Genomic DNA, 24,370 nt, shown 5'->3' on the forward strand with positions numbered 1-24,370 from the left:
AGGCGTTACGGCAGCCGGCTAACCCGCCCCCGCCGATCGCTCAGTTGGGCTGCGATTGCTGGATCTGCTGCTGCATCGCCTTGTCCTCGGCGCGCCCGTAATTGATGAAGAACAGGCCCGCATCGACGCTTTTGGGCTTCTGCAGGTTCGAGAGCTGCACCGTGGTGATGTAGCCCTGCGGATCGGTGATCCGCCACTGCGACAGGGTCTTCATCTCGGCATCGAAGAACAGCTGAATCTTCGAGGTGCCCCCGAGCGTCGCCCGATCCTCCAGGCTGATGCGCACGCCGCCCGGATCGTTGGTGACGTCGGTGACGGTGAGATCGCGGGCGAGGTCGATCTTCTCGCGCAGCAGGAATTTCAGCGGCGTCTGGGCAATGAAGTAGAGGTCCTGGGTGGCGAGCTTGCGGTCGCGCACCGCCACGGAGGTGCCGTCGGCCACCACCTCCAGCGGTGAGGGCTGGTCGTAGTCGAAGCGCAGGCGGCCGGGCTTGGCGAGCGTCAGCTTGCCGCCGATCCGGCGCCCGTCCGCACCGATCTGCATGAAGTTGCCCGTCAGGGTGTTCATGCCGTTGAAATACGCATTCGCCTGCGCGAGCACCGTGGCGGCGTCCGCGGGCTCGGACGCGGCCAGCGCCGCAGGGCCGCCCACGGCGGCGACCTTTGGCTCTGTCGCCTTATGGTCGGCTTTGTCGGACGTCTTGGTGCCCGGCTTGGGGGTGCCGGTCTTCGGCGCGTCCTTCGCGGCCGAATCCTTGGCGGGCTTGGATGCCGGCTTCTTCGGCGCCAGTGCGGGCGCGGCCGGGGCGGAATCCGGCTCCGGGGCCGGCTCCTCCTTGCGGCCGAACAGGCTGTCGATGAACGCGCCGACCTGCGCCTGCGCCGGGGCGGCGGGGGCGAGCCACAGCCCGGCGGCGATCAGGGAGCCGGCTGTGCGGGTGCGGCGGCCGATCATCGGCAGAACCTCCTGGGCGCCCGGGCGGGCGATCCGGCAGACATGGGAACGGACGGGGCTTAAAGCCCCGCCCTGTGGCGAAGATGCGACGCGCCGGGCCGCGACCCCTCGGATCGCGGCCCGGCAGCGGCCTCACTCGTCGTCGTACATCCCGCTCGAGGCGTGCGGCGCCCCGGCGACCAGGATGTCGCGCTTGCCGGCATGGTTGGCCGGGCCGACGATGCCCTCGATCTCCATCCGCTCCATGATCGAGGCGGCGCGGTTGTAGCCGATCTGCAGCCGGCGCTGGATGTAGCTGGTGGACGCCTTCTGGTCGCGCAGAACCACCTCGATCGCCTGCTTGTACAGGTCGTCGGACTCGCCCCCGGTCGCCGCCGCGAAGGCGCCGATATCGAAGACCGGGGCTTCCTCGTCGGGCTCCTCGGAGCGCTCGACCTTCTCGGCCTTGGCGCCGCGCCCGGACTTGCCCTCCTTGACCGGCTCCTCCGGCGAATCGTCGGCGGTGACGGCGTCGAGGTAGGAGGGGCGGCCCTGGCGCTTGAGGTGGGCGACCACACTCTCGACCTCGCTGTCCGAGCAGAACGGCCCGTGCACGCGGGTCGTGCGCCCGCCGCCGGCCATAAACAGCATGTCGCCCTGACCGAGCAGTTGCTCGGCGCCCATCTCGCCCAGGATCGTGCGCGAGTCGATCTTGCTGGTCACCTGGAAAGAGATCCGGGTCGGGAAGTTCGCCTTGATCGTGCCGGTGATCACGTCCACCGACGGGCGTTGGGTCGCCATGATCAGGTGGATGCCGGCCGCGCGCGCCATCTGGGCGAGCCGCTGGATCGCGCCCTCGATGTCCTTGCCGGCCACCATCATCAGGTCGGCCATCTCGTCGACCACGATCACGATGTAGGGCAGCGCCGAGAGGTCCATCGCCTCCTGCTCGAACACCGCCTCGCCGGTCTCGCGGTTGAACCCGGTCTGGACCGTGCGGGTGATGACCTCGCCGCGCTCGCGGGCCTCCTTCATCCGGGCGTTGTAGCCGTCGATGTTCCGCACCGCGATCTTGGACATCTTCTTGTAGCGCTCCTCCATCTCGCGCACGGCCCATTTGAGGGCGATCACCGCCTTCTTCGGGTCGATGACGACGGGGGAGAGGAGGTGCGGGATGCCGTCATAGACGGACAGTTCCAGCATCTTGGGATCGACCATGATCAGACGGCACTCTTCCGGCTTCAGACGGTAGAGCAGCGACAGGATCATGGTGTTGATCGCCACCGACTTGCCCGAGCCAGTGGTGCCGGCGACCAGGAGGTGCGGCATCCGGGCGAGGTCGGCGATGATCGGCTCGCCGCCGATGTTCTTGCCGAGGCACAAGGCGAGCTTGTGCTTGCTCTCGTAGAAGTCAGGCGCCGAGAGCAGCTCCCGGAGATAGACCGTCTCGCGGGTCTCGTTCGGCAATTCGATGCCGATGACGTTGCGGCCGGGGACGACCGCCACGCGGGCCGAGACCGCCGACATCGAGCGGGCGATGTCGTCCGACAGGCCGATCACGCGGCTGGACTTGGTGCCGGGGGCTGGCTCCAGCTCGTAGAGGGTCACGACCGGGCCGGGGCGCACCGCCAGGATGTCGCCGCGCACGCCGAAATCCTGCACCGTCTGCTGGAGGTTGAGGGCGTTCTGCTCCAGCACGTCGGCGTCGACTTCCTCGGCGCCGTTCTCGTCCGGCAGGGCGAGCAGGCTGAGCGAGGGCAGCTCGTAATCGGCGTTCTCGACGCTGGCGATCTCCAGATGGCGGCCGGCCGGGATCAGGTGCGCCCGGGGGGCGACCATCGGCAGGGCCGGGGCTGGCGGAGCCTCGACCGGCTGGGCGGCGGGCGCCTCCACCGGCTCCGGCGCGGGGGCCGCCGCGAGGACGGGCTCCTCGAAGGCCGGCTCGTCCTGCACGGGCTCGGGCTCCGCCGGGGCGGGCTCGGGCTGCGGCGCCAGCTTACCGCGCAGCAGGACCGTGCGCGGAGTCATCGGGATCACCACCCGGTCGGCCTCAGAGGCGGACCGAGCAACGTCGGCTCCCATCGGGGCAGCCGTCTCCGGCCGAAGCGCAGGCTCGGGCTCCGGCGCGGCCGGGACCGCCGGCGCGGGCAGGCTCGGCTGGCCGGCGGCGCGGATCGCCGCCCGGGCGGCCATGGCGCAGAGTGCGGGAGCGCGGCGGGGCGCGGCGGCCGACGGCGTCGCGGCAGGCGGCGGCTCGGTGGCGGCGCTGCCGGGGCCGAAGACCAGCGCCAGGGCGGGCTTGGCCGGCAGGAAGGCGTCGCGGATCGCGGCACTCGCGTCGGCCTGAAGGTCCGAAGGCTGGCCGTCGGTCTGGCCGTTATCCTGCCCGTCGGCGGGGCGCGGCGGCTGGTCGAACCGCACGAGCCGGTCGAGGACGTAGACCGGCCGCGGCGGCTGCGGGTTCGCGGCGTCCTGCATCGGCGAAGTGCCGAGTTCGACGGACGGCAGGTCGGCGACGGCGTCGACCGCCTCGATCACCGGTGCGGCGGCGAGCGCCGCCTCGAGGCCGGCATGGGCGGGCTGGGACGCCAGCGCGGCCCAGGCCTCCACGGACGACCAGTCGCCCACGTTCCAGTCGCTGCCGTCGAACCAGGGCTGGGCCTCGGACCAATCCGGCAGGTCGGACCAGTCGCGGGCGGCGGCCTCGGCCGAAGCCTGGACCGGGGCCTCAGCCATGACCGGCTCCGCGACCGCAACCGGGGCGATCGCCGCCGTGGAGTTGGCCAGTTCGACGCTCGGGCGCACCGGGCGGCGGTCCGGGGTGCGGAAGTAGCGGACGCCGGGGGGCGCCACGAAGGGCTGGCGCCACAGCGGCACCGCCTCCCCGTCCTCCGCGACCTCGGTCGGCACGGCCTCGGGCATCGCGACCGCCGGCATGGCGGCGATGGCCTCGAGCCGCGCCTGCTCGGCCTGCTCGCGCTCGGCCCGCTCCCGGGCCTCCTGCTCGCGGGCGGCCCGCTCGGTCTCGACGGCGAGCGCGGCCGCCTGCGCCTCGGCGCGGGCGCGCTCCAGGGCGACGCGCTCGGCTTCCAGGGCGCGCTGGCGGCGCTCCTGCAGGACCGAATCGGGGGTGCGGGTCCAGCGCGCCGCCGGGGCAGCGGCCTGGACCGGGGCCGCGGGAAGCGCGCCCTCGGGGGCGATCGCGGCGGGCCGGCGGGGCTGGCGCACCAGCACGCCCGGGGTCGAGGCGCTGCGGTCGATCCGGCTCTCGAAGCGCGGCTCGTCGAGGGCGTCGAGGCTCGCCCGGTCGTCGAACACCTGGTCCGGCCAGACATGCTCGGGCGGCGCCGAGGCGCTGGCGCGCGGCCCTCGCTCGAAGCCCTCGCGTCCGACCATGGCGGCCGGCGCGGTCAGCCAGCTCGGCTCCGCCCGGCGGCCGGCAACGCCGTAGGCCGGACGGGCGGGCAGCCCGGCCGGGGAGCCGGACAGGCGACGGGTGAGACTCGCCCGCAAGGCCATCAGCCGGTGCGCCAGGGCGCCGAGGGACAGGCCCGAACGGTCGCCGCCGCGGACCGGGCGGGCAGGATCACGATGAGAGTACGGAGGCCGTCCCGATGCGCGCATGGGTTCTCGAACGATACTCGAAACAGGGATCCGCCGGTGGCCGGCGGGCTGCCCCGAGTTAGGCCAATTGTCGTTAACGGAGGCTTGTCGCGCCCCCTCGGACCGGCAACCACGTTGGGATTTTCGGCCTGTTCCCCGGGGTGAGCGGGGGCCAATCCAACACCGTCATTGCGAGCAGAGCGAAGCGAGCCAGGGCAGCGCGCGTGTCCCGCAGGCGGCGGATCCCCGGGTTGCTTCGCTGCGCCCGCAATGACGGTGGACGGGTACGCGTCGCCGGAGCCCCGCGGCGCACCATATGATACCGGCAGCCACCCCTCACCCGGACAGGCGCCCGTGACCCAGCCCAATTCCGAGCCTTCCGCCGACCTCAAGGCGCGCTTCCGGTCCCTGTACCGTCACGGCTTCGCCCGGGTGGCGGCCTGCACCGGGCGCAGCCATCCGGGCGATCCCCCCCGCAACGCCGACACGGTGCTCGACCTCGCCCGGACCTGCCACGAGGCCGGGGCGGCGCTGGCGGTCTTCACCGAGCTCGGGCTCTCGGCCTACGCGATCGAGGACCTGCTGCTCCAGCAGACCCTGCTCGACGCGGTCGAGGCCGCCGCCGCCCGGGTGATCGCCGAATCGGCGGCCCTGCGGCCGCTGCTGCTGGTCGGGGCGCCCCTGCGCTGGCGCCACCGGGTCTACAATTGCGCCCTGGCGATCCAGGGCGGCCGGCTGCTCGGCGTGGTCCCCAAGACCTTCCTGCCGAACTATCGGGAGTTCTACGAGAAGCGCCATTTCGCCTCCGGAGCCGGGATCCTGGGCGAGACGATCCGGGTCGCGGACCACGAGGCGCCGTTCGGCACCGACCTGCTGTTTCCCGCCGAGGACCTGCCCGGCTTCGTGGTCGGGGTCGAGATCTGCGAGGACCTCTGGGTTCCGGAATCGCCCGGCATGCGGGCGGCGCTCGCCGGCGCCACGGTGCTCGCCAACCTCTCGGGCAGCCCGATCACGGTCGGCCGGGCCGAGTCGCGGGCGCTGCTCTCCCGCGCGGCCGCGATGCGGGGCGCCTGCGCCTACGTCTACGCCGCCGCCGGCCAGGGCGAATCGACCACCGACCTGTCCTGGGACGGGCAGACCAGCATCGACGAGCTGGGCGTGCGGCTGGCCGAGGGGCAGCGCTTCCCCACCGGCCCGGTGGCGACGCTGGCCGATATCGACCTCGACCTGATCGCCCAGGACCGGCTCCAGGCCGGCAGCTTCGACGACAACACCGGCAGCGGCCCCCTCCCCTATCGCCGCGTCCCCTTTCGGCTCGACCCGCCCGAACAGGATCTCGGGCTGATCCGGCGGCTCGAGCGCTTCCCGTTCGTGCCGGCCGACCCGTCCCGCCTCGCCCAGGATTGCTACGAGGCCTACAACATCCAGGTGGCCGGCCTCGCCCAGCGGCTGGAGGCGACGGGCACCCGCAAGGCGGTGATCGGCGTCTCCGGCGGCCTCGATTCGACCCACGCGCTGATCGTGATCGCCAAGGCGTTCGACCGCCTGGGCTATCCGCGCTCGGACATCCTGGCCTACACGCTGCCGGGCTTCGCCACCTCGAACGCCACCAAGACCAACGCCCACGCCCTGATGAAGGCGCTCGGCTGCAAAGCCGCCGAGATCGACATCCGCCCGGCGGCCAAGCAGATGCTCGCCGATATGGGCCACCCGTTCGCGCGGGGCGAGGCGGTCTACGACGTGACCTTCGAGAACGTGCAGGCGGGCCTGCGCACCGACTACCTGTTCCGCCTGGCCAACCAGGCGGGCGGGCTGGTGATCGGCACCGGCGACCTCTCGGAGCTGGCGCTCGGCTGGTGCACCTACGGCGTCGGCGACCAGATGAGCCACTACGCGGTCAATACCGGCGTGCCCAAGACCCTGATCCAGCACCTGATCCGTTGGGTGATCAGCAACCGCGAGGTCGGGCCCGAGGCGAGCCACACGCTGCAGGCGATCCTCGACACCGAGATCTCCCCCGAGCTGGTGCCGGTGGACCAGGACGACAGCCCGCAGAGCACCGAGGCCACGATCGGCCCCTACGCGCTGCAGGATTTCAACCTGTTCTACACGCTGCGCTACGGGTTCCGGCCCTCCAAGATCGCCTTTTTGGCGCTGCATGCATGGGGCGACAAAACCCGCGGCCACTGGGCGCCGGACTTCCCCGAGACCAAGCGGGTCGCCTACGACCTCCCCGAGATCCGGCGCTGGCTCGGGGTGTTCCTCAACCGGTTCTTCGGCTTCAGCCAGTTCAAGCGCTCGGCCCTGCCCAACGGCCCGAAGGTCTCGGCCGGGGGCTCCCTGTCGCCCCGCGGCGACTGGCGCGCGCCGTCGGACGGCTCGGCGCGGATCTGGATCGAGGAGCTGACCCGAAACGTCCCTGAAACTTGACCGTCACAAACTCGACCGATTGTGCCATTATGAGCACGGTCAAGGCGAATCTGCCCGGTACCAGATCTGGTATTGGACAGGTTCGACGGTCGGGGCGGCCAAGCGGAGGGACTCCGATGCGAAGCTACAACCTGTTCCAGCTCAAGGCCGTCGAAGGCCTCTGCTGCGCGGTGCCGGAGGCCAGCACCGTCCCGCCCTTCATCGGCGCCGGCCGCTGGACCTTCGGAGGCAAGCTCGACGGCGACAGCCGGCAGCCCCTGGATTTCGACGACCGGGCCGCCGACACCGCGGTGCGCTTCAACGGCTTCTACCTGTTCCAGACGATGGACCGGCGTTTCATCGCCTGATCCTTGTGAATAGGGACGATCACCGTATTGGCGCCAGGAATTCTTAAGAGCTGGCGGGCAAACTGATCCGCATGACGGATCATCGCAAAGAGACGCGCCAGAGGGTGTTCCTCAAGGGCCGCATCGTCTTCAACAACGGCTCGTCGAGCTTCGACTGCCTGGTGCGCGACCTCTCGGCCTCGGGCGCCCGCCTGGTCCTGAGCGACGCCACGACCCTGCCGCAGGTGTTCGACCTCTACATTCCGCAGAAGGACCGGACCTACCGGTCGACCCTGTGCTGGCGCCGGGAGGACGGCATCGGCGTCACCTTCACGGACTCCGCCGGCGCCGCCCCGGCGAGACCCGATCCGGCCGCGACCGAAGCCGCCCTACGGCAGCGCATCGCCGAGTTGGAGGCCGAGAACGCCGCCTTGCGCCGGCTCCTGGGCGGCATGGCCCAGCCGAGCGCGGCCTGAGCGTCCCGAATCGGATTCCCGACGGCCAAGCCCTTGGGCGGGGTCTCGGGGGCGCGGAGCCCCGATGAAGCCGCGCCCCCGCGTTACTGCGCTTCGAGCGCCGCCCGGATCCGCGCCGCGTGGTCGGCCAGCACGGCGTTGTCGGCCATCCCGCCTTCGTGGCGCTTCAGCGGCACGCCCTCGCGCCGGGGGATGATGTGGACGTGCAGGTGGAACACGGTCTGCCCGCCCGCGGGCTCGTTGAACTGGAACAGGGTCAGGCCCTCGGCCTGGAACGCCGTCTTCACGGCCCGGGCAACCTTCTGGACGCTCACGATCAGGGCCGCCAGGGAGGCCGGGTCGGCATCGAGCAGGCCGCGGGCGGGCGCCTTCGGGATCACCAGGGTATGGCCCTCGCCCTGGGGCATCACGTCCATGAAGGCCAGGGTGTCGGCATCCTCGTAGACGCGGTGGCACGGGATCTCGCCCCGCAGGATCTTGGCGAAGATGTTGTCGGGGTCGTACTGCGCGTCGGCCATGTTTCCTCCGAGCCTTCCGGACTGATCTCAGCTTGCACAGGGCACATGCGCGCGTCCACACGGGAACCGGCGCCGCACGGTAGCGCTTAGGTCGCGGCGGACACGGAGGCCGGGATGGCGCACGAGAGCACGGGGGCGATCTATGCGGCGGCGGGGGCGAACCTCGCCATCGCGGCGGCGAAGTTCGTCGGCGGGGCGCTGACCGGCTCCACCGCGATGCTCGCCGAGGGCGTGCACTCGGTGGTGGATACCGCCAACCAGGTGCTGCTGCTCCTGGGGATGAAGCGGGCCAAGAAGCCGGCCGATGCCCGCCACCCGTTCGGCTACGGGCGCGAGATCTACTTCTACGCCTTCGTGGTCGCGCTGATGATCTTTTTGGGCGGCGGCCTGTTCGCGGTCTACGAAGGCATCGAGCGGGTCCGCCACCCCTCGCCGGACGCGGACGCCCACCTGTTCGGCTACACGCTGCCGGGGATCTGGGTGAACGTCGCGATCCTGGGTTTCGCCATCGTGGCCGAGGGCGTGTCCTGGGTCGTGGCGATGCGCCAGTTCTGGGCCGAGAAGGGCAAGAACTCGGCGATGCGGGCGATCCGCCGCAGCAAAGATCCGACCCTGTTCACGATTCTGGCCGAGGACACCGCGGCGCTGATCGGCCTGCTGATCGCCTTCGCGGGCGTCGTCCTGGCCCATTGGCTGGAGATGCCGAGCCTCGACGGCTGGGCCTCGGTGGGGATCGGCCTCGTGCTGGTCGGCATGGCGGTGTTCCTGATGATCGAGACCCACGGCCTGCTGATCGGCGAGGCCGCCGACCCCGCCGTGGTGGCGGCGATTGCAGAGCTCGTGCGCGCCGAACCCGGCGTGCTGCATCTCAACGAGGTCCTGACCCAGCATCTCGGGCCCTCCGACATCCTGGTGAATGTCAGCATCGACATGGCCGACGACCTGAGCGCCGGCGAGGTCGAGAGCCTCGTGACCCGCCTCGACCGGGCGGTGAAGCAGCGCAACCCGGACGTGACCCGGGTGTTCATCGAGATTCAGACCCAGGCCGACCACGCGATGCGCGCGGCGGCGTGAGGAGGAATCGTGTTCGGTAGGACGGGCCTGCTGCGGCGTGGACAAGGCACGTCCATGCACCCATACATGTCGTGTCTATACGGGACAGTGGCATGCTGAGCATCCGCGACGAGGAAGTGCGCACCCTGGCGGAAACCGTGATGCGGCAGAGCGGTGCTCCCAATCTCACGGCGGCAATTAAGCTCGCGCTGCAGCATGAGATTCGGCGCGCCGATGAAGCGGTTCCTTTAGCCCAGCGCGTGGCCGCTATCCGGGCAAAAGCCTTGGCGAAGGCGACCGGAACGCCGCAGCCTCCCTTGAGCGAAGCCGAACGTGACGCCCTCTGGGGCGCGTGATGTTTATCGACACGTCCGCCGTCGTCGCGATCCTGGCCGACGAACCCGAGGCGGCTGCCTTTCTCACCAGGATAGAGGCCGCTGAGCGTCGAGAGACCGGCGCGCATGTTCGGCTGGAGGCGACGATCAATCTCGCGCGCATCCTCGGCCTTGCGGTGCCGGATGCCCAGGAAATGTACGATGCATTTCTCGCGGCGGCCGGGATCATCGTGGTCCCGATCAGTGATGTGATTGCACGCCGGTCGGTCGATGCCTTCGCGATTTACGGCAAAGGACGGGGCCAACCAGCCCAGCTCAACTTTGCCGATTGCTTATCCTACGCCTGCGCTGCCAGCAGTTCCGTACCGATCCTTTTCAAGGTGCGGGATTTCTCCCGGACGGACCTCGTGTCGGCGCTCAGTCTCTGAAGCACGCCGCCCGGCGGAACGATCACCTCCCGAACCCCACCTGCGCCAAGCTCAAGGCCCAGACCCGCTCTTGCACGGATTCGTCCCGGCTCTCGGCCGAGGATTGCTTCGGCCGGGAATGCGAGAAATAGCGGCCGGTGACGCCGTCGAGCTCCGGGGCGGTCGCCACGTGGAGCGAGGTCGCGGCACCCTTGTCGGGCCGGATCAGGAACGGGCGCATCAGCGACCAGACGGCGCCGAACGCACCGCCGGTGTTCTTGGCAAAGCCGGTCTTGACCACCCCGGGATGCAGGGCGTTGACCGTGATGCCGTCGGCCTTCACCCGCCGGGCGAGCGCGTAGGTGAACAGCACGTTGCCGAGCTTGGCCTGGGCATAGGCCCGCATGGCGCCGTAGCGGCGGGCGCCCTCGATGTCGGAAAAGTCGATATGGCCGCGATAATGCGCCGCCGAGGCGACGTTGACGATCCGCGGCTTGGCCCCGGCCGCCGCCGAGGCCTTGAGGGTGTCGAGGAGCTCAAGCGTCAGCAGCACGTAGCCGAGATGGTCCAGCGCCCAGGTGCGCTCGATGCCGTCGACCGTGAGTTCCCGCCGGTCGAAGATCGCCCCGGCATTGTTCACCAGGACGTCGAGGCGGGGATAGGTGGCGCGCAGAGACGCGGCGAGCCGGCGGATCTCGGCCTGGGCCGACAGGTCGGCGACGTGCGGGTCCACCACGGCGCCCGGGACGGCTTCGCGGATCCGCTCCGCTGAGGTCTGCGTCTTCTCCGGATCGCGGCCGACGATGGCGACCCGCGCGCCTCTGCGCGCGAGTCCTAGGGCCGTCTCGTAGCCGATGCCGTTGGTCGCCCCGGTGACGAGGCAGACCCTGTTCCGCATCGAATCCGCCATGCGGCTCAGAAGACCGCCTGACCGACCGCGAAGGCGATGACCACGATCACGATGGCGACCAGCAGGAACAGGCCGAACAGGATGCGGGCCAGCGAGCCCGCGCCCGAGGCGATGCCGGTGAAGCCGAGGCCGCCCGCGATCAGCGAGATCACGAAGCAGATGAGGGCCCATTTCAGCAAGGTCATCGCGTCACTCCGGAAGCGCCCGCGGCACGGGCGAACAACAATCGCATGCTCAACCGGCTGCAAGCGAGACCGTTCCGCGGCCGCGCGGTTCCAACAGCCTTTTATTCTTAACGGCGGCGTTCCGCCGAGCGATTGAGTGGCCTGCGCGCCGAAGACCTGCGCCGCGGCTGCCCATCAGAATCTCGACTTGCAGGTGAGATGCCCAGTCGATGAACCTGCGCAGCCCGACGCGCACGTGGCGCCACGACTACAGATGAAGATCATTGTTCCGCACGCGAAGCGTTCGACGGTAGCGAATTAACCGTTCGGAATATGTTTCGGACACATCGTCCCGGCGATTAGGCAGGGGTACTGGTGGTGCGTGCGCTTTCGATCCGAACTGTAGTTATTTCTCTCGTCGCGATGCTTGGTCTCCTCGCGATCGGCCTGGCGGGAATACAAATCCTCAAAAGCAAGTCGCGAATGGATACAGCTGATCAGGTGACCGCCTTCATGGTCATTGATCGCAACTTGTTCGCGAGCCTTACCCAAGTGCGGATCGAGCGCGGTTACGGGCTGACCGCCCTGGTCAAGGAGCCCGACACCAACCGGGCGCATCGCCAGCTCTCGCTCGATGCCCGCGCCCCGTTCAACGCGGCGGCCGACATCGCGCTCGGACAGCTGAGCAGCGTGGCGGACCCGGCCCTGCAAACGAAGCGCACCGAGCTCGATGCCCTCGTGGGCGAGTGGCGGCAGCTGCGCCGGGCCCTGGATGCGGCCTTCGACCAGCCGGCGGCGAGCCGCGACCCGGCCCTGCGCAAGCGCATGGACGAGCTCGGCAACCGCCTGCTCGCCGCGCTCGAGGCCGCCTCCGACGCGACCGAGCGCGCGATCCAGGCCCTCGATCCGGCCTATGGCAGCCTCATCGACGCAAGGGCGACGACGTGGCTCGCGCGCACCACCGACGGACGCGCCGCCCTGGTCGTGAGCCAGATCCTGGCCGCCGACCGCGCCGCCAGCCCGGCCGATTGGGGGCAGCTCAACAGCGCCGACGCCCAGAACCGGACGGCCTGGCAGCTCGTCGGGCGGATGATCCGGGTCAACGGCTTCGACGCCTCGGTGAAGGAGGCCTACGACCGGGCGGACCAGCTCTACTATGCCGGGCCCGTGGGCGAGATGCGCAAGGCCGCCCTCGCGGCGGTCTCCGAGGGGCGCCCGATGCCCTTCCCGGTCAGCACCTGGGATGAAGGCGTCGTCGCCGGCCAGAAGGCGATCGTCGACGTCGCCATGGCCGTGATCGACTCTGCGGTGGCCCGTGCGACCTCCGCGTCGGCCGCCGCGAACCGCGACTTCGTCTCGGCCCTCGCGGTCATCGTCTTCGCGGGCGGCCTGGCGGCGGCCGCGATCCTGATCATGCAGGTTCGCGTCGTTCGCGGCCTCCTGGGTCTCGCGGGCGCGATGCGGCGCCTCGCCGAGGGGGATCTCGCCGTGTCCGTGCCGGGCACCGCGCGCCGGGACGAGCTCGGCGCGATGGCCGGCGCCGTGCAGGTGTTCAAGGACAACCTGGTCCGCACCAGGATCCTGGAGGAGGAGACGGCCCTGGCCCGGGCTTCCGCGGAGGAGCAGCGGCGCACGGCCATGCGCCAGATGGCCGACGCCTTCGAGCAGGCGGTCGGCGGGATCGTCGGCATGGTCTCGTCCTCGGCCACCGAGCTGCAGGCGACCGCCCAGACCATGACCGCCACCGCGACCGAGACGGCCAGCCAATCGACGACGGTGGCCGCGGCCGCCGAGGAGGCGGCCAGCAACGTCAACACGGTCGCGGCCGCCGCCGAGGAGCTGGGCTCCTCCGTCCAGGAGATCGGCCGTCAGGTCGACGGCTCGTCGCATCTCGCCCGCGCCGCCGTCAGCGACGCGGACCAGACCGCCGCGATGGTGCAGGAGCTGAGCAGCACGGTCGCCCGGATCGGCGACGTGGTGGCGATGATCCAGAGCATCGCCTCGCAGACCAACCTGCTGGCCCTCAACGCCACCATCGAGGCGGCCCGGGCCGGCGAGGCGGGCCGGGGCTTCGCGGTCGTGGCGAGCGAGGTCAAGGCGCTCGCCGACCAGACCGCGAAGGCGACCGAGGAGATCGGCCGGCAGATCGGGCAGGTCCAGGCGGCGACCGGCCAGGCGGTCTCGGCGATCGGCGGCATCAGCGGCCGCATCCGCGAGATCAGCACCGTGGCGGCCTCGATCGCCGCGGCGGTGGAGCAGCAGGGGGCGGCGACGCAGGAGATCGTGCGCAATGTCGGGCAGGCCGCGATGGGCACCGGCGAGGTGACCAGCAACATCGCGGGCGTCGCCGGCGCCGCCGAGGAGACCGGCGCGGCGGCCGCCCAGGTGCTGACCTCGGCCTCCGAGCTGTCGCGCCAGTCGGAGCACCTCACGGCGGAGGTCCGGCACTTCCTGGCGACCGTGCGGGCCGCGTAGACCCGCACGAACCGGGCTCCGCCGCAGGGCGGGGCCCGCGTTTCGCAAGGCTCAGGCGGTCTTCGTCACCGGCTGGGCCGGGACGTCGGCCCGCGCCAGCATCAGCTCGGCGAGCGTGTGGTAGAGCCCGCCGCGGCAGACCGCCTTCGAGGCCGCGTCGGCGATCAAAGCCGCGACCATCAGCGGGATCATCATCGTGTGGTTCTGGGTCATCTCGGTGACGATCACGAAGCTGGTGATCGGCGCCTGGAGCACGCCGGTGAGGTAGGCGACCATCCCGATCAGCACGAGGGCGCCCACCGGCATGTCCGGCAGCAAGCCGTGCACCGTCCCGCCGATCCCGGCGCCCACCGCCAGCGACGGGGCGAACAGGCCGCCCGGAATGCCGCTGACCGAGCTGAGCACCGTGGCGGCGAATTTCAGCGGCGCGTAGGTCCAGCTGGTCGTGGCGTCGCCGTGCAGGATCGCCCGCGCCTCCTCGTAGCCGGTGCCGTAGGCGGTGCCCTGGGAGGCCAGCCCGCACAGGGCCACGCACAGGCCGCAGGCTGCCGCGAACACCACCGGCCGCGCCCGGATCAGGCGGCCGGCGGCCCCCGGCAGGCCCCGGGCGAACAGGATTACCAGGCGGCTGAACACCCCGCCGGCGAAGCCGCCCAGGGCGGCGAGCAGCGGCACGATCCAGCCGGCGGCCAGCGGCAGCTCCGCCTGGCTGGTGCCGAAATAGGTGTAGTTGCCGAGCAGCCAGAGGGAGGTGAGGCCGGCAGCCACGATCCCGGCGACGATCAGCCCGGACGAGCGTGCCTCATAGGCCCGGCCCAATTCCTCGATGCCGAACACGATGCCGGCGAGCGGGGTGTTGAACGCCGCCGCGACCCCGGCCGCCCCGCCCGCGAGGAGCAGCCCCGGCAGGCGGTCGGGCGTCAGGCGGCCGAAGGCGGCCATGATCGCCGCGCCGACCTGCACGGTCGGCCCTTCGCGCCCGGCCGAGGCGCCGCACAGCAGGCCGAGGAACAGGACCAGCACCTTGCCGCAGGCCACGCGTGGCGAGATCAGCGAGAACCGGAACCGTTCATCGCGGGCGTGCCGGGCCGCGATCACCTGCGGGATGCCGGACCCCTGCGAGTTCGGGAACACCGTCCGGGCCAGCAGCGCGGCCAGCGCGAAGCCCGCCGGCGTGAGCACCAGGGCGATCAGCGGCGACGGCGCGGTCAACCGCCGGAACCCCTCCTGCGCCAGGTCGGCGCCCTTGGCCATCAGCACCGCGGCCAACCCGACGCAGATGCCGCCGGCCAGGAACAGCAACCGCCCCCGCCACAGCGGATAGGCTTCGAGCGAGGCCGAGCGCAGGCGGGTGATCGAGCGGCGGTAGCGGGAGCGTCTCGGCCCCGAGCCCGCGGGCTCGATCGTCGTCGGTGCGTCCCGCATCTCGGTCATGACAGGCTACTTCGTCCGCAAAGCCGGAGCATGCGGTATAGCGTGGCGCGCGGGGAATGGGGCATCACCCAGAAGACCCATCCGCATGGCGGATCTCCAAGTCACCCCCTCATCCTGAGGCGGCGGAGCGCAGCGCAGCCCTCGAAGGAGCCCTCCAGCGATCGCGCGGGCAACTGGAGCCCTCCTTCGAGGCGCCCGCTGCGCGGCCGCACCTCAGGATGAGGGGGTCTGGTGGGAGCAGGCTGGGTCCGAACAGGCCGCTCACCCCTCCGCCGCACAGAGCCGCTCCACCGCCTTTACATAGCCCTTCGCGTCGAACTTCTTCAGCGAGTTCTCGCTCTGGTAGCGGACGGTGCCGAAGATCGGGCGGCGCTGCCAGGGGCGGTCGTGCAGGCCGTAGACCCAGGCGACGTTGGTGAAGGAGTTCGGGTCGCGCCCGTCCAGGAAGTAGCGGTTGTTCAGCCGCAGCGTCCGGGCGAAGCCCTCCTCGGGCGAGGGCGACCATTCCAGGATCTTCTTGCCCCAGTACATCCGCAGCTGGTTGTGCATGTAGCCGGTCTCGCGCATCTCCCGCATCGCGGCGTTCCAATAATGGTCGTGGGTCTCGCCGGCCGCGAGCTGGGCCTCCGAATAGAGGGTCGGGCGCGCGTCCTCGGCCTGCTCGGCCAACGTCTTGCGCGCCCAGTCCGGCACCGCCTTGTCGTAATCGTCGTAGCCCTCCGTGTAGAAGACGTGGTTCATGGCGAGCTCGCGCCGGACGATCAGCTCCTCCAGGTAGGCGCCGCGGTCGTCGTCGTCCCCGACCTTGGCCTCCCGCACCGCCAGGGCGATCTCCACCGGCGAGATCTGGCCGAAATGCAGGAACGGGCTCATGTGGGAGGCGGCGGCCGCCTCGGGCATGTTGCGGCCGGCGCCATAGCCCGCGAACCCGTCCGCCAGGAACGCCTTCAGGCGCTTGCGCGCCTCGGTCTCGCCGCCGGTGAAGCGCTTCACCGGCCCGACCACCCGGTCGAGGCTCATCCCGGCGAGCACCGCCTCCGGATCGGAGACGTCGATCTCGCCCTCGGGCGTCACGTCCGTCGCGGCATGCTTGAGCTTGCGGGGCTTCAGGTCGGCGATGAACGGGTCCCAGAGCCGGTTCAGCTTCGGCCGGAGCGTCCGGGCGGCGAATTCGTGCTTGTTCGAGGCGGTCTCCACCGGCACGACCACGTCGCCCTCGACCTGGACGATCCGGGTCTTCACCGCCTTCGCGATCTCCCGGTACCAGCCCTTCTGGATGGCGAGGTAGCCCCGGTCGAGCACCAGCAGCGCCGCCTCCTCGGCCAGGTCGATGGCGATCTTGGCGGGCGCGCATTTGCGCATCACGAATCCGACGCCGCGCTTCTCCAGACCGGCCTTCGCATCCGCGAGACCCTGGAGCAGGAAGGCGTAGTGGCGGGCATTGGCCTCGGGGAAGCCGCTGGCACCGTCGAGCAGCCCGAAGCAGGCGATCACCGGCAGGTCGAGCCGGTTCGCCTCCTCGATGGCGAATTCGAGGGCCGGGTTGAACCGGGCGCGGTTGGCCTGCTGAAGGAGATACAGAACGTAACGCCCGTCCGCCCGCGGCTCGACATCGTTCAGAACCCGGATCCGCTCGCCCTGGATCGCCATATTCGCACGCACGCTTTCTTCACTTGGATCACAAGAGACTTGGCCGGAAACCTAGAGCGGGCGACGAATTCGTCCGTCCAGCCGGCCGTCGTGAAATGCCGCAGTGAAATCATCAGCCGGCAACCGACACGGCGCAGCGAAACCAGGGTTTCTCAAAGGTTTACGTCCGGTTTTGTCGGCCGATCGCGCATCAGATCTGTTGTCCGGCACCCCGAAACGGCTGCGACATTTTCGACACAGCCGGTTCGTGATCCGTCCTGAGCCGTATAAAAGGACAGCCTTTCTGTCCGAACGCCCTTGTAATTTTTCGCGATGCGCGCAGATTGTGCAGCGCGGGATGGCGATGGCGTCGCGATCCCGCTGCCCTTCTTGGGCGTTTCCTCCCTAGACTTCGGGCCGCTCCTTCGGGGGTGGCCTTTTTTCTTGTCCGCCCGCCTCTGTCACCGAAGCGCGGCCGGAGCGCTGGTCCCGGACCGCGCGGCGCGTCATGCTCGCGGTGAGCGCCGGGACAGGCGCCGGAGGATACGCCATGAGGATGTTTTCGCGCGCGCTGCCGGCGCTCGCCTGCCTGCTCGCCCTGGCGGGGCCCGCAACGGCCGCGGATGCGCCGCGCTTCCAGGTCGATCCGGCCTGGCCGAAGCCGCTGCCGAACGACTGGATCCTGGGCCAGGCCGCGGGCGTCGCGGTGGACGCGCAGGACCATGTCTGGGTGGTCCAGCGGCCGCGCACGCTCACCGACGACGAGAAGGCCGCGAGCCTCGATCCGCCGCGCAGCAAGTGCTGCAAGCCCGCGCCGCCGGTGCTCGAATTCGCCCAGGACGGCACGCTGCTGCGCAGCTGGGGCGGCCCCGGCGAGGGCTACGACTGGCCCACCAACGAGCACGGCATCCAGATCGACGAGAAGGGCTTCGTCTGGATCGCCGGCAACGGCGACCAGGACGGCCAGCTCCTGAAGTTCACGCCCGACGGCAAGTTCGTCCTGCAGATCGGCAAGTCCGGCCCGCAGACCGACAGCCGCGACACCAGCCGCCTCGGCAAGCCCGCCAATGTCGATTTCGACAGGGCGGCCAACGAGGTCTACGTGGCGGACGGCTACTACAACCACCGCATCATCGTGTTCGACCGGGACAGCGGGGCGTTCAAGCGGATGTGGGGCGCCTACGGCAAGCCGCCCACCGACGACAAGCTCGGCCCCTACGATCCGGCCGCCGCCCCGCGCCAGCAATTCGCCAACCCGGTCCATTGCGTGCGCATCGCCCATGACGGGCTGGTCTATGTCTGCGACCGCACCAACAACCGGATCCAGGTGTTCCAGAAGGACGGCAGCTTCGTGAAGGAGTTCGTCGTCGAGAAGGACACCCGGGCCAACGGCTCGGTCTGGGAGCTGGCCCTCTGGCCGGATGCCGACGAGACCTACCTGCTCAACGCCGACGGGGCCAACAACGAGGTCCGCACCCTCGACCGCGCCACCGGCGCGACGGTGGGCGCCTTCGGCCGCAACGGCCGCATGGCGGGCCAGTTTCACTGGGTCCACAATCTCGCGGTCGATTCCAAGGGCAACGTGTTCACCACCGAGGTCGACACCGGCAAGCGGGCGCAGAAGTTTTTGGCGGTGGGGACTTTCGTGCTGCGCAAGCGGGTGCCGTGACGGCGGATCGGCCGGACGGCACGGCACCCCGGCGCGTCCTCGTCCTGGGCGGCACCGGGACGATCGGCCGGGCGACGGTGCGGGCGCTGGCGGCGCGCGGTCACGCGGTCGTCTGCCTCGTGCGGCGGCCCGCCCCGTTCCCTGCGGGCGTCACCGCGCGGGTCGCGGACGTGACCGATCCGGCCGCGCTCGCGCGCGACGGCATCCGCGGCGAGCCGTTCGACGTCCTGGTCTCGTGTCTCGCCTCGCGCACCGGCTTGCCCGACGACGCCTGGGCGATCGATTACCGAGCGCAGGTGAACGCGCTGGAGGCCGCCAGGGCGGCCGGCGTCACGCAGGTCATCCTGCTCTCGGCGATCTGCGTCCAGAAGCCGGTCCTCGCCTTCCAGCACGCCAAGCTGGCCTTCGAGCGGGTTCTGATGGAATCGGGCCTCGCCTACACGATCGTGCGGCCGACCGCGTTCTTCAAATCACTCTCGGGGCAGATCGACCGCGTGCGGCGCGGCAAGCCGTTCCTGGTCTTCGGCGACGGGATGCTGACCGCCTGCAAGCCGATCAGCGACGACGACCTGGGCGGCTACCTCGCCGACTGCATCGACGACGCGGACCGGCGCAATCGCGTGCTCCCGATCGGGGGCCCGGGTGAGGCGATCACCCCGAAGGCGCAGGGCGAGCACCTGTTCGCCCTGCTGGGGCGCGCGCCGCGCTTCCGGCACGTACCGGTAGCGCTGCTGGACGCGATCATCGCCGTCCTGGGCACGCTCGGGCGGTGGGTCCCTGCCCTGGCCGCCAAGGCCGAGCTCGCCCGCATCGGGCGCTACTACGCCACGGAATCGATGCTCGTGCTGGATCCGGCGACGGGCCGCTACGATGCCGGCGCCACGCCCTCGACGGGCTCTGACACGCTGTTCGCCTACTACGCCCGGGTCGTCCGGGGCGAGGCCGTCGCCGAGCGTGGCGACCACGCGGTGTTCTGACAGCACGGACAACAGGCGCCGAAGACCGTGCCTGCCCCGTTTTCCCGGTCTCGACCTCATCCTGAGGTGCCCGCACCAGCGGGCCTCGAAGGAGCGCGCCAGATGGCTCAGCGAGCTCTGGAGGGCTCCTTCGAGGCCAAGCGATCTGCGATCGCCCGGCACCTCAGGATGAGGGGGTGATTGGGAGTGCCGTCACTCGGAACCGTCCACCGGCCAAGAGCGCGACGTCAAGCAGGCCCTCAGAGGGGCTCGCGAGCATCGCGCCCGTCAGCGCGCGGCGCTCGCCCCCGCCCGGCTCGCCGCCAGCGCCGCGGCCTTCCCGGCCGCCGCGTAGAGGTTGATCCGGGAATACACCCCGAATTCCGAGCCGTCGTCCAGGAAGCCGCCGCCCGGGCCCTGCGTCTCGGTCAGGATGGCGTTGGCCTCCTCAAGCGTGAGCGCCGGGAAGGCCGCGGTCAGCAGGTGGCCGGCCTCCGGGGCGATCTTGCCGACATCCTCCCGGGCGTTGGCGGTGGCGTCGTGCACGACAGGCAACCCGTAGGTCTGGGTCGCCTCGTAGAAGGCCGCGTTGGCGGCCGGGTCCTTGAACCGGCCGGTATCCTGCGCGGCGCAAGCCACCACCGTGTCGCCGCAGCCGGCCTTGAGCGCGTCGGTCATAGCCGCGCGGGCCTCCTTCAGGAGCGCCCGGTAATCGGTCACGCCGACGCGCTTGTCCGCATCGGTCGCGTTCGCGTCGATCACCGCCGGGTTCTTCCGGATCTGGCCGACATAGGCCGGATCGTTGGCGAGCAGATGCGCCACCGCGTGGAGCGAGGTCGCGCGCCCGCCGATCACGTCCATGGCGTAATGCGCCCCGACGATGATCCGGTCGTTGCCGTACTCGGCGGCGCGGGCGACCATCTGCTGGTAGCGCTCCGGCACCAGCAGGGCGAGGATCAGCGACTCGGTGTAGCCGTAGGTCGTGTGGCCGCTGGGATAGGACGGGCTGTCGACGAGATCCTGCTTCGGGCCGCGCAGCCAGTCGAGGGAGTGGGAGGCCTCGCCGAAATAATCGGCGCCCCGGTAGGCCTGGAGATGCGGCAGGGTCTGGAACGGGCGTGAATTGCCGAACCGGTCGGCCCCGGGGCTGCCCGCCGGCCGACCATAGGCCTTGCCGAACACGTCGGTGACGGTGCCGTCGGTGAGGAGCGCGCTGGCCTCGGCCGAGATTGCCTGCTTGCCGTTGGTGGTGGCGTTGCCGAAGAAGTACTTGCCCGAATTCGAATCCGACTTGGTGACGTTGTTGGTATAGCCGATCAGGTCGGCCACCGTCGGCGCGACGCTGGTGAAGGTCTTGTAGTCGCTGTAGCGCGCCCGGCCTTGATAGGCGGTGGCGAGGGCCGTGCCGAGGCCGTCGGCGAGTCCGGTGGCGTTGCCGTCGGTGATGAAGCAGTCCCGCAGCGCCAGCTGCTGCTGCTCGGGAAAGGGCAGCAAGGTCGGCTGCTTGAGGGCGCCGGTCTGGATATCGCCGGTCACCCGCAGGTTGGCGTCGAGCGCCGCCTTGCCCGCCGGGCTTCCCTGCAGCCGGGCCACCGGGGCCAGGCCGCGCAGCGCGGTGAGGTTGGCGGGCGATTGCGCGAGCGCCTGGAGCGGCAGCGCCGTCCCGAGCAGTGCCAGGCCGAGTCTCAGCGTCCCGATCATGCCGTCCCTCCGCGGGGTTCGTTCGAGCCGTCGCGTCAGCCCCGTGCCCGGGCCCGAATCATGAAGTTATCGTAGGTGTATTCTGCCACCTGGAACCAGAGATATTCCTCGTTCCGGAAGGTGCGCATCGCCTCGTAGACCCGGCGGAAATCGGCGTTCTTGGCGGCGATCTCGGCATAGACGTCGTTGGCGTTCTTGAGCGCGCCCTCCATCACGTCCTGCGGGAACGGCCGCAGCTGGGCGCCGCCGGCGACCAGCCGGCGCAGGGCCTGCGGGTTGCGCGCATCGTACTTGGCCTGGACCTCGGCCCCGACCTCGGCGGCCGCCGCGCGCAGGATCGCCTGGTAGGCCTTCGGCAGCGCCTTCCACTTCTCGGCGTTGAACCAGAAGTGCAGCATGGCGCCGCCCTCCCAGAAGCCCGGGTAATGGTAGACCGGCGCCACCTTCTGCAGGCCGAGCCGCTCGTCGTCGTAGGGGCCGATCCACTCGGCGGCGTCGAGCTTCTTCGATTCCAGCGCCTGGTAGATCTCGGGTCCGGGCGTCGCCTGCGGCTGGACGCCGAACTTGGCGAGCACCTGCCCGCCCATGCCGCCGATGCGGAACTTGAGACCCTGGAGGTCGGCGACGCTCTTGATCTCGCGCCGGAACCAGCCGCCCATCTGCGCGCCGGTATTGCCCCCGGGCAGGCAGACCAGCCCGGATTTGGCGAAGACCTCGCTGAACAGCTCCGCCGCGCCGCCGGCCTGCCACCAGGCGGCGGCACCCCGCGCATTGAGCCCGAACGGGATCGCGGTGGCCAGCGCGAAGGTCGGGTCCTTGGCTTGGCCGAGGGTCGCCGGGCCGTGGCCCATCTCGACGGTGCCGGCCGACACGGCGTCGAGCAGGGTCTCGGCCGGGACCGGCTCGCCGGGGCCGAGCACCTGGATCTGGAAGCGGCCGTCGGTGGCCTCGGCGACGATCCGGCTCAGGGCCTCGGGGGCGCCGAACAGGATATCGAGGTTCTTGGCGTAGGCCGAGGACAGGCGCCAGCGCAGCTCCGGGGCGCCCTGGGCTCGGGCGGGCGCGGCCAACGGCGCGGTGATCGCCGCGCCGAGGCCGGCGGTCAGCACCGCGCGGCGGCGCGGTCCGGCAGCGCGTGGGGGCGCAGTATGAGGCTCGTCCAACGGCATCTCGTCTGAGCGTGTCCAATCCGGCCGGCGCGCAGGTAGCACGTCCGCGCCCATTCTCGAAAGCGTCTCCGGATGGCGCCGCCGTGGCGCCATGGCGCCTCGAAACCGCCGATCGCCCGTGTTAGGCGCCCGGCCATGCGATCCGAGCCCGAAGCGCCCCTCCCCGACCTCACCCTGCACACCGTCTGCGGCCTCGAGGAGTTGGCGGGCCATGGCGGGAGCGGGGTGACGCACGTCCTGTCCCTGCTCGATCCCGGCACGCCCGAGCCGGAGGCCTTCGGCACCTACGGCGCCCATGCCCGCACGACCCTGCACTTCCACGATTGTCTCGGCCCGGGTGACGGCCTCGTCCCGCCCGAGCCCGAGCACGTCGCGGCGATCCTGGCCTTCGGGCGCGATCTCGACGGCGCCGGTCATCTCCTGGTCCATTGCCATTACGGCCTGTCGCGCTCCACGGCGGCGCTGCTGATGCTGTTCGCCCAGGCCGAGCCGGAGACATCCCCCGACGCCCTGGTCGCGCGCCTCCACGCCGTGCGCGAGCCGGCTTGGCCCAACGCCCGGATGATCGGCTTCGCGGACGCCATGCTCGGCCGCGAGGGCCGCCTCAGCGAGGCGGTCCGCCAGCTCCACGCGCTCCAATTGCGGGTGCGGCCGCATCTCGCCGAGCTGCTGCGCGGGCTGGGGCGCGGCGCCGAGGTCGATGCCGCCGAGCGGGGTTAGGGCGCCGTCGGGTGCGCGTCAGAACCGAGCGCTCACTTGCCGGCGGGCGTGAAGCTGCCGTCCTTCCAGACGTAGAGCACGTAGCCCTGGGCGGTGACGTCGCCCTTGGAATCGAACCCCACCGTGCCGAGTACGAGGTCGAACCGCTCCGTATGGAGCGCCTGGGCGATCGGCTTCGGCTCGGCGGAATGGGCGAAGTTGCCGGCCGCGACCAGGGCCTGCAGGGCGGCATAGCCGTAGATCGTCGAGCCGGTGGGGTCGCCGCCCTCGGCCTTGAACGCCTTAACGACGGCGGCGGCGGCGGGCTGGCGGCTCGGATCGAGGTAGAAGGTCATCAGCACGCCGTTGCTGGCCGAGCCCGCGACCTTGGCGAAGTCCGGCGTCGCGATCGCCGAGGTGCCGAACCATTGCGGGCGGTAGCCGCGATCGGCCGCGACCTTCACCAGGCGGCCCATCTCGGTGGCGTCGCCGCCGTAATACACAACCTCGATCCCCGCGCCCTTGAGCCGGTCCACCAGGGCGGCATCGTCGGCGTCGCTCGGCGCGAACGACAGGGACAAGGTCTCGTTGATGCCGATCCGGTTGAGGTTGTCCTTGGTGGCCGCCGCCAGCGTCCGGGAGGCCGGGGTCGGGTCCTGGATCAGCGCGATCTTGCGGTCGCGGAACCGCTCGGCGAGCACGGCGGCCGAGAGCCGGGCCTGGTCGTCGTCACGGCCGCAGACGCGGAAGACGTTCTGCAGCCCCCGGTCAGTCAACCGCGCCGAGACCGAGGCGGCGCTGATCATCACCACGCCGTTCTGCGCGTAGATGTCGGAGGCCGCGATCGAGGCGTTCGAGCAGACATGCCCGACGACGAGGCGGACCTTGGCGCGCACAAAGTGGTTGGCGACCGCGGTGGCGGTGTTCGAGTCGCAGGCATCGTCCTGCACGTCGAGGGTCACGGGCTGGCCATCGAGGCCGCCCATGGCGTTGGCGTCCCGGGCCGCGGCCTCGACGCCGCGCAGCACCTGCTCGCCCACGGCGACGTAGGGGCCCGAGCGCGGAACCGCGACGCCGACCACGACATCGGCCGAAGCCGGCCCGGCCGACAGGAGCGCGAGACACAGGCTCAGGGAAAATAGCGGGGGCCGGAACAGCCCGCGGGCGGAGACGACGCGTCCGATCTTCATCGGGCTCTTCTAGGCATCCTTGCGCGAGGCAGCCACCGACGAGGGCGGGATGCGGCTCCGTACACGCGCTCCCGCACCGCACGCAAAGCCCATACGCGAGGCCGCGGCGAAACGCGATTGTTTTCCGCCGCCGTTGGGGAAGTCGTCCCGCCCTTACTTCGCGTAGTAGTACGCGGTCGCCACCGAGGAGACCGGCCCGGTCACGGAGGTGAAGACGGACAGCACCTTCGAGACTTCGGTGAAGGGCGCGTTGGAGACGTAGACGAGGTCGCGGTTGCGCATGCGGAACGCC

At 70.6% G+C, this 24,370-nt stretch carries 20 protein-coding genes and 1 pseudogene; 10 read left to right on the forward strand and 11 right to left on the reverse strand.

The genetic code is table 11. The features are described 5' to 3' along the window. Positions 1-40: 40 nt before the first annotated feature. Positions 41-955 (reverse strand): LolA family protein, encoded by a 915-nt coding sequence (locus tag LGR69_RS27000; RefSeq protein ID WP_230367978.1) that lies wholly within the window; start codon positions 953-955, stop codon positions 41-43. Between the two features lie 132 nt (positions 956-1,087). Continuing rightward, positions 1,088-4,558 carry a DNA translocase FtsK gene (locus tag LGR69_RS27005; RefSeq protein WP_370881414.1) on the reverse strand — a complete coding sequence of 1,157 codons (3,471 nt, stop codon included), beginning with the start codon at positions 4,556-4,558 and terminating at the stop codon, positions 1,088-1,090. Between the two features lie 333 nt (positions 4,559-4,891). On the opposite strand from LGR69_RS27005, the gene LGR69_RS27010 reads away from it, so the two are divergent. The 3 genes from LGR69_RS27010 (at position 4,892) to LGR69_RS27020 (ending at position 7,769) form a co-directional block, all read left to right on the forward strand. Beyond that, on the forward strand, positions 4,892-6,967 hold the full coding sequence (locus tag LGR69_RS27010) for an NAD(+) synthase (RefSeq protein ID WP_230367979.1): 2,076 nt from the start codon (positions 4,892-4,894) through the stop codon (positions 6,965-6,967). A 116-nt stretch (positions 6,968-7,083) separates the two neighbouring features. After that, on the forward strand, positions 7,084-7,314 hold the full coding sequence (locus LGR69_RS27015; protein ID WP_007566540.1) for a hypothetical protein: 231 nt from the start codon (positions 7,084-7,086) through the stop codon (positions 7,312-7,314). 71 nt (positions 7,315-7,385) lie between these two features. After that, positions 7,386-7,769: a PilZ domain-containing protein gene (locus tag LGR69_RS27020; RefSeq protein WP_230367980.1), complete on the forward strand. Its 384-nt coding sequence runs from the start codon at positions 7,386-7,388 to the stop codon at positions 7,767-7,769. 83 nt (positions 7,770-7,852) lie between these two features. On the opposite strand, the gene LGR69_RS27025 is transcribed toward LGR69_RS27020, so the two are convergent. Then, a complete protein-coding gene (locus tag LGR69_RS27025; protein ID WP_007566536.1) occupies positions 7,853-8,287 on the reverse strand; it encodes an HIT family protein in 435 nt (144 codons plus the stop codon). Between the two features lie 114 nt (positions 8,288-8,401). Between LGR69_RS27025 and LGR69_RS27030 the strand changes: the two genes are divergently transcribed. The 3 genes from LGR69_RS27030 (at position 8,402) to LGR69_RS27040 (ending at position 10,103) form a co-directional block, all read left to right on the forward strand. Continuing rightward, positions 8,402-9,361 (forward strand): cation diffusion facilitator family transporter, encoded by a 960-nt coding sequence (locus LGR69_RS27030; protein WP_230367981.1) that lies wholly within the window; start codon positions 8,402-8,404, stop codon positions 9,359-9,361. A gap of 92 nt (positions 9,362-9,453) precedes the next feature. Then, positions 9,454-9,696, forward strand: coding sequence for a type II toxin-antitoxin system VapB family antitoxin (locus LGR69_RS27035; protein ID WP_230367982.1), 243 nt, complete (start codon positions 9,454-9,456; stop codon positions 9,694-9,696). Further along, positions 9,696-10,103 carry a type II toxin-antitoxin system VapC family toxin gene (locus tag LGR69_RS27040; protein ID WP_230367983.1) on the forward strand — a complete coding sequence of 136 codons (408 nt, stop codon included), beginning with the start codon at positions 9,696-9,698 and terminating at the stop codon, positions 10,101-10,103. Before LGR69_RS27035 ends, LGR69_RS27040 begins: the two co-directional genes overlap by 1 nt. Before the next feature lie 22 nt (positions 10,104-10,125). On the opposite strand, the gene LGR69_RS27045 is transcribed toward LGR69_RS27040, so the two are convergent. Together LGR69_RS27045 and LGR69_RS27050 are read right to left on the reverse strand one after the other, a co-directional pair. Continuing rightward, positions 10,126-10,980 carry an SDR family oxidoreductase gene (locus LGR69_RS27045; protein ID WP_230367984.1) on the reverse strand — a complete coding sequence of 285 codons (855 nt, stop codon included), beginning with the start codon at positions 10,978-10,980 and terminating at the stop codon, positions 10,126-10,128. A gap of 17 nt (positions 10,981-10,997) precedes the next feature. Next, positions 10,998-11,177 carry a DUF1328 domain-containing protein gene (locus LGR69_RS27050; RefSeq protein WP_007566531.1) on the reverse strand — a complete coding sequence of 60 codons (180 nt, stop codon included), beginning with the start codon at positions 11,175-11,177 and terminating at the stop codon, positions 10,998-11,000. Positions 11,178-11,579: 402 nt separating this feature from the next. On the opposite strand from LGR69_RS27050, the gene LGR69_RS27055 reads away from it, so the two are divergent. Beyond that, on the forward strand, positions 11,580-13,631 hold the full coding sequence (locus tag LGR69_RS27055; RefSeq protein WP_370881413.1) for a methyl-accepting chemotaxis protein: 2,052 nt from the start codon (positions 11,580-11,582) through the stop codon (positions 13,629-13,631). A 51-nt stretch (positions 13,632-13,682) separates the two neighbouring features. Here the strand turns inward: LGR69_RS27055 and LGR69_RS27060 are convergent, their stop codons facing one another. Together LGR69_RS27060 and LGR69_RS27065 are read right to left on the reverse strand one after the other, a co-directional pair. After that, a complete protein-coding gene (locus tag LGR69_RS27060; protein WP_007566529.1) occupies positions 13,683-15,065 on the reverse strand; it encodes a chloride channel protein in 1,383 nt (460 codons plus the stop codon). Between the two features lie 261 nt (positions 15,066-15,326). Further along, positions 15,327-16,715, reverse strand: a complete 1,389-nt coding sequence (locus LGR69_RS27065) for a deoxyribodipyrimidine photo-lyase (RefSeq protein WP_091865377.1) — start codon at positions 16,713-16,715, stop codon at positions 15,327-15,329. Positions 16,716-17,244: 529 nt separating this feature from the next. Here LGR69_RS27065 and LGR69_RS27070 point away from each other — a divergent pair. Together LGR69_RS27070 and LGR69_RS27075 are read left to right on the forward strand one after the other, a co-directional pair. Then, positions 17,245-18,363: an NHL repeat-containing protein gene (locus LGR69_RS27070; protein WP_230367986.1), complete on the forward strand. Its 1,119-nt coding sequence runs from the start codon at positions 17,245-17,247 to the stop codon at positions 18,361-18,363. Next, positions 18,360-19,340: an NAD(P)H-binding protein gene (locus LGR69_RS27075; RefSeq protein ID WP_230367987.1), complete on the forward strand. Its 981-nt coding sequence runs from the start codon at positions 18,360-18,362 to the stop codon at positions 19,338-19,340. The genes LGR69_RS27070 and LGR69_RS27075 overlap by 4 nt, the downstream gene beginning before the upstream one ends. Positions 19,341-19,607: 267 nt before the next feature. On the opposite strand, the gene LGR69_RS27080 is transcribed toward LGR69_RS27075, so the two are convergent. Together LGR69_RS27080 and LGR69_RS27085 are read right to left on the reverse strand one after the other, a co-directional pair. Then, on the reverse strand, positions 19,608-21,020 hold the full coding sequence (locus tag LGR69_RS27080) for a phosphatase PAP2 family protein (protein ID WP_230367988.1): 1,413 nt from the start codon (positions 21,018-21,020) through the stop codon (positions 19,608-19,610). Positions 21,021-21,055: 35 nt separating this feature from the next. After that, on the reverse strand, positions 21,056-22,183 hold the full coding sequence (locus tag LGR69_RS27085; RefSeq protein WP_370881412.1) for a TRAP transporter substrate-binding protein: 1,128 nt from the start codon (positions 22,181-22,183) through the stop codon (positions 21,056-21,058). A 141-nt stretch (positions 22,184-22,324) separates the two neighbouring features. Here LGR69_RS27085 and LGR69_RS27090 point away from each other — a divergent pair, with 141 nt between their 5' ends. Then, entirely contained in the window at positions 22,325-22,909 is a 585-nt protein-coding gene (locus LGR69_RS27090; RefSeq protein ID WP_230367989.1) for a tyrosine phosphatase family protein, read from the forward strand. A 32-nt stretch (positions 22,910-22,941) separates the two neighbouring features. On the opposite strand, the gene LGR69_RS27095 is transcribed toward LGR69_RS27090, so the two are convergent. Continuing rightward, a complete protein-coding gene (locus LGR69_RS27095) occupies positions 22,942-24,078 on the reverse strand; it encodes a branched-chain amino acid ABC transporter substrate-binding protein (RefSeq protein WP_007566519.1) in 1,137 nt (378 codons plus the stop codon). Positions 24,079-24,231: 153 nt separating this feature from the next. Then, positions 24,232-24,370: pseudogene (locus tag LGR69_RS27100) on the reverse strand (polysaccharide biosynthesis/export family protein); the annotation flags it as partial.

The organism is Methylobacterium brachiatum, assembly GCF_020523825.1.
Taxonomy (GTDB): Bacteria; Pseudomonadota; Alphaproteobacteria; order Rhizobiales; family Beijerinckiaceae; genus Methylobacterium; species Methylobacterium brachiatum.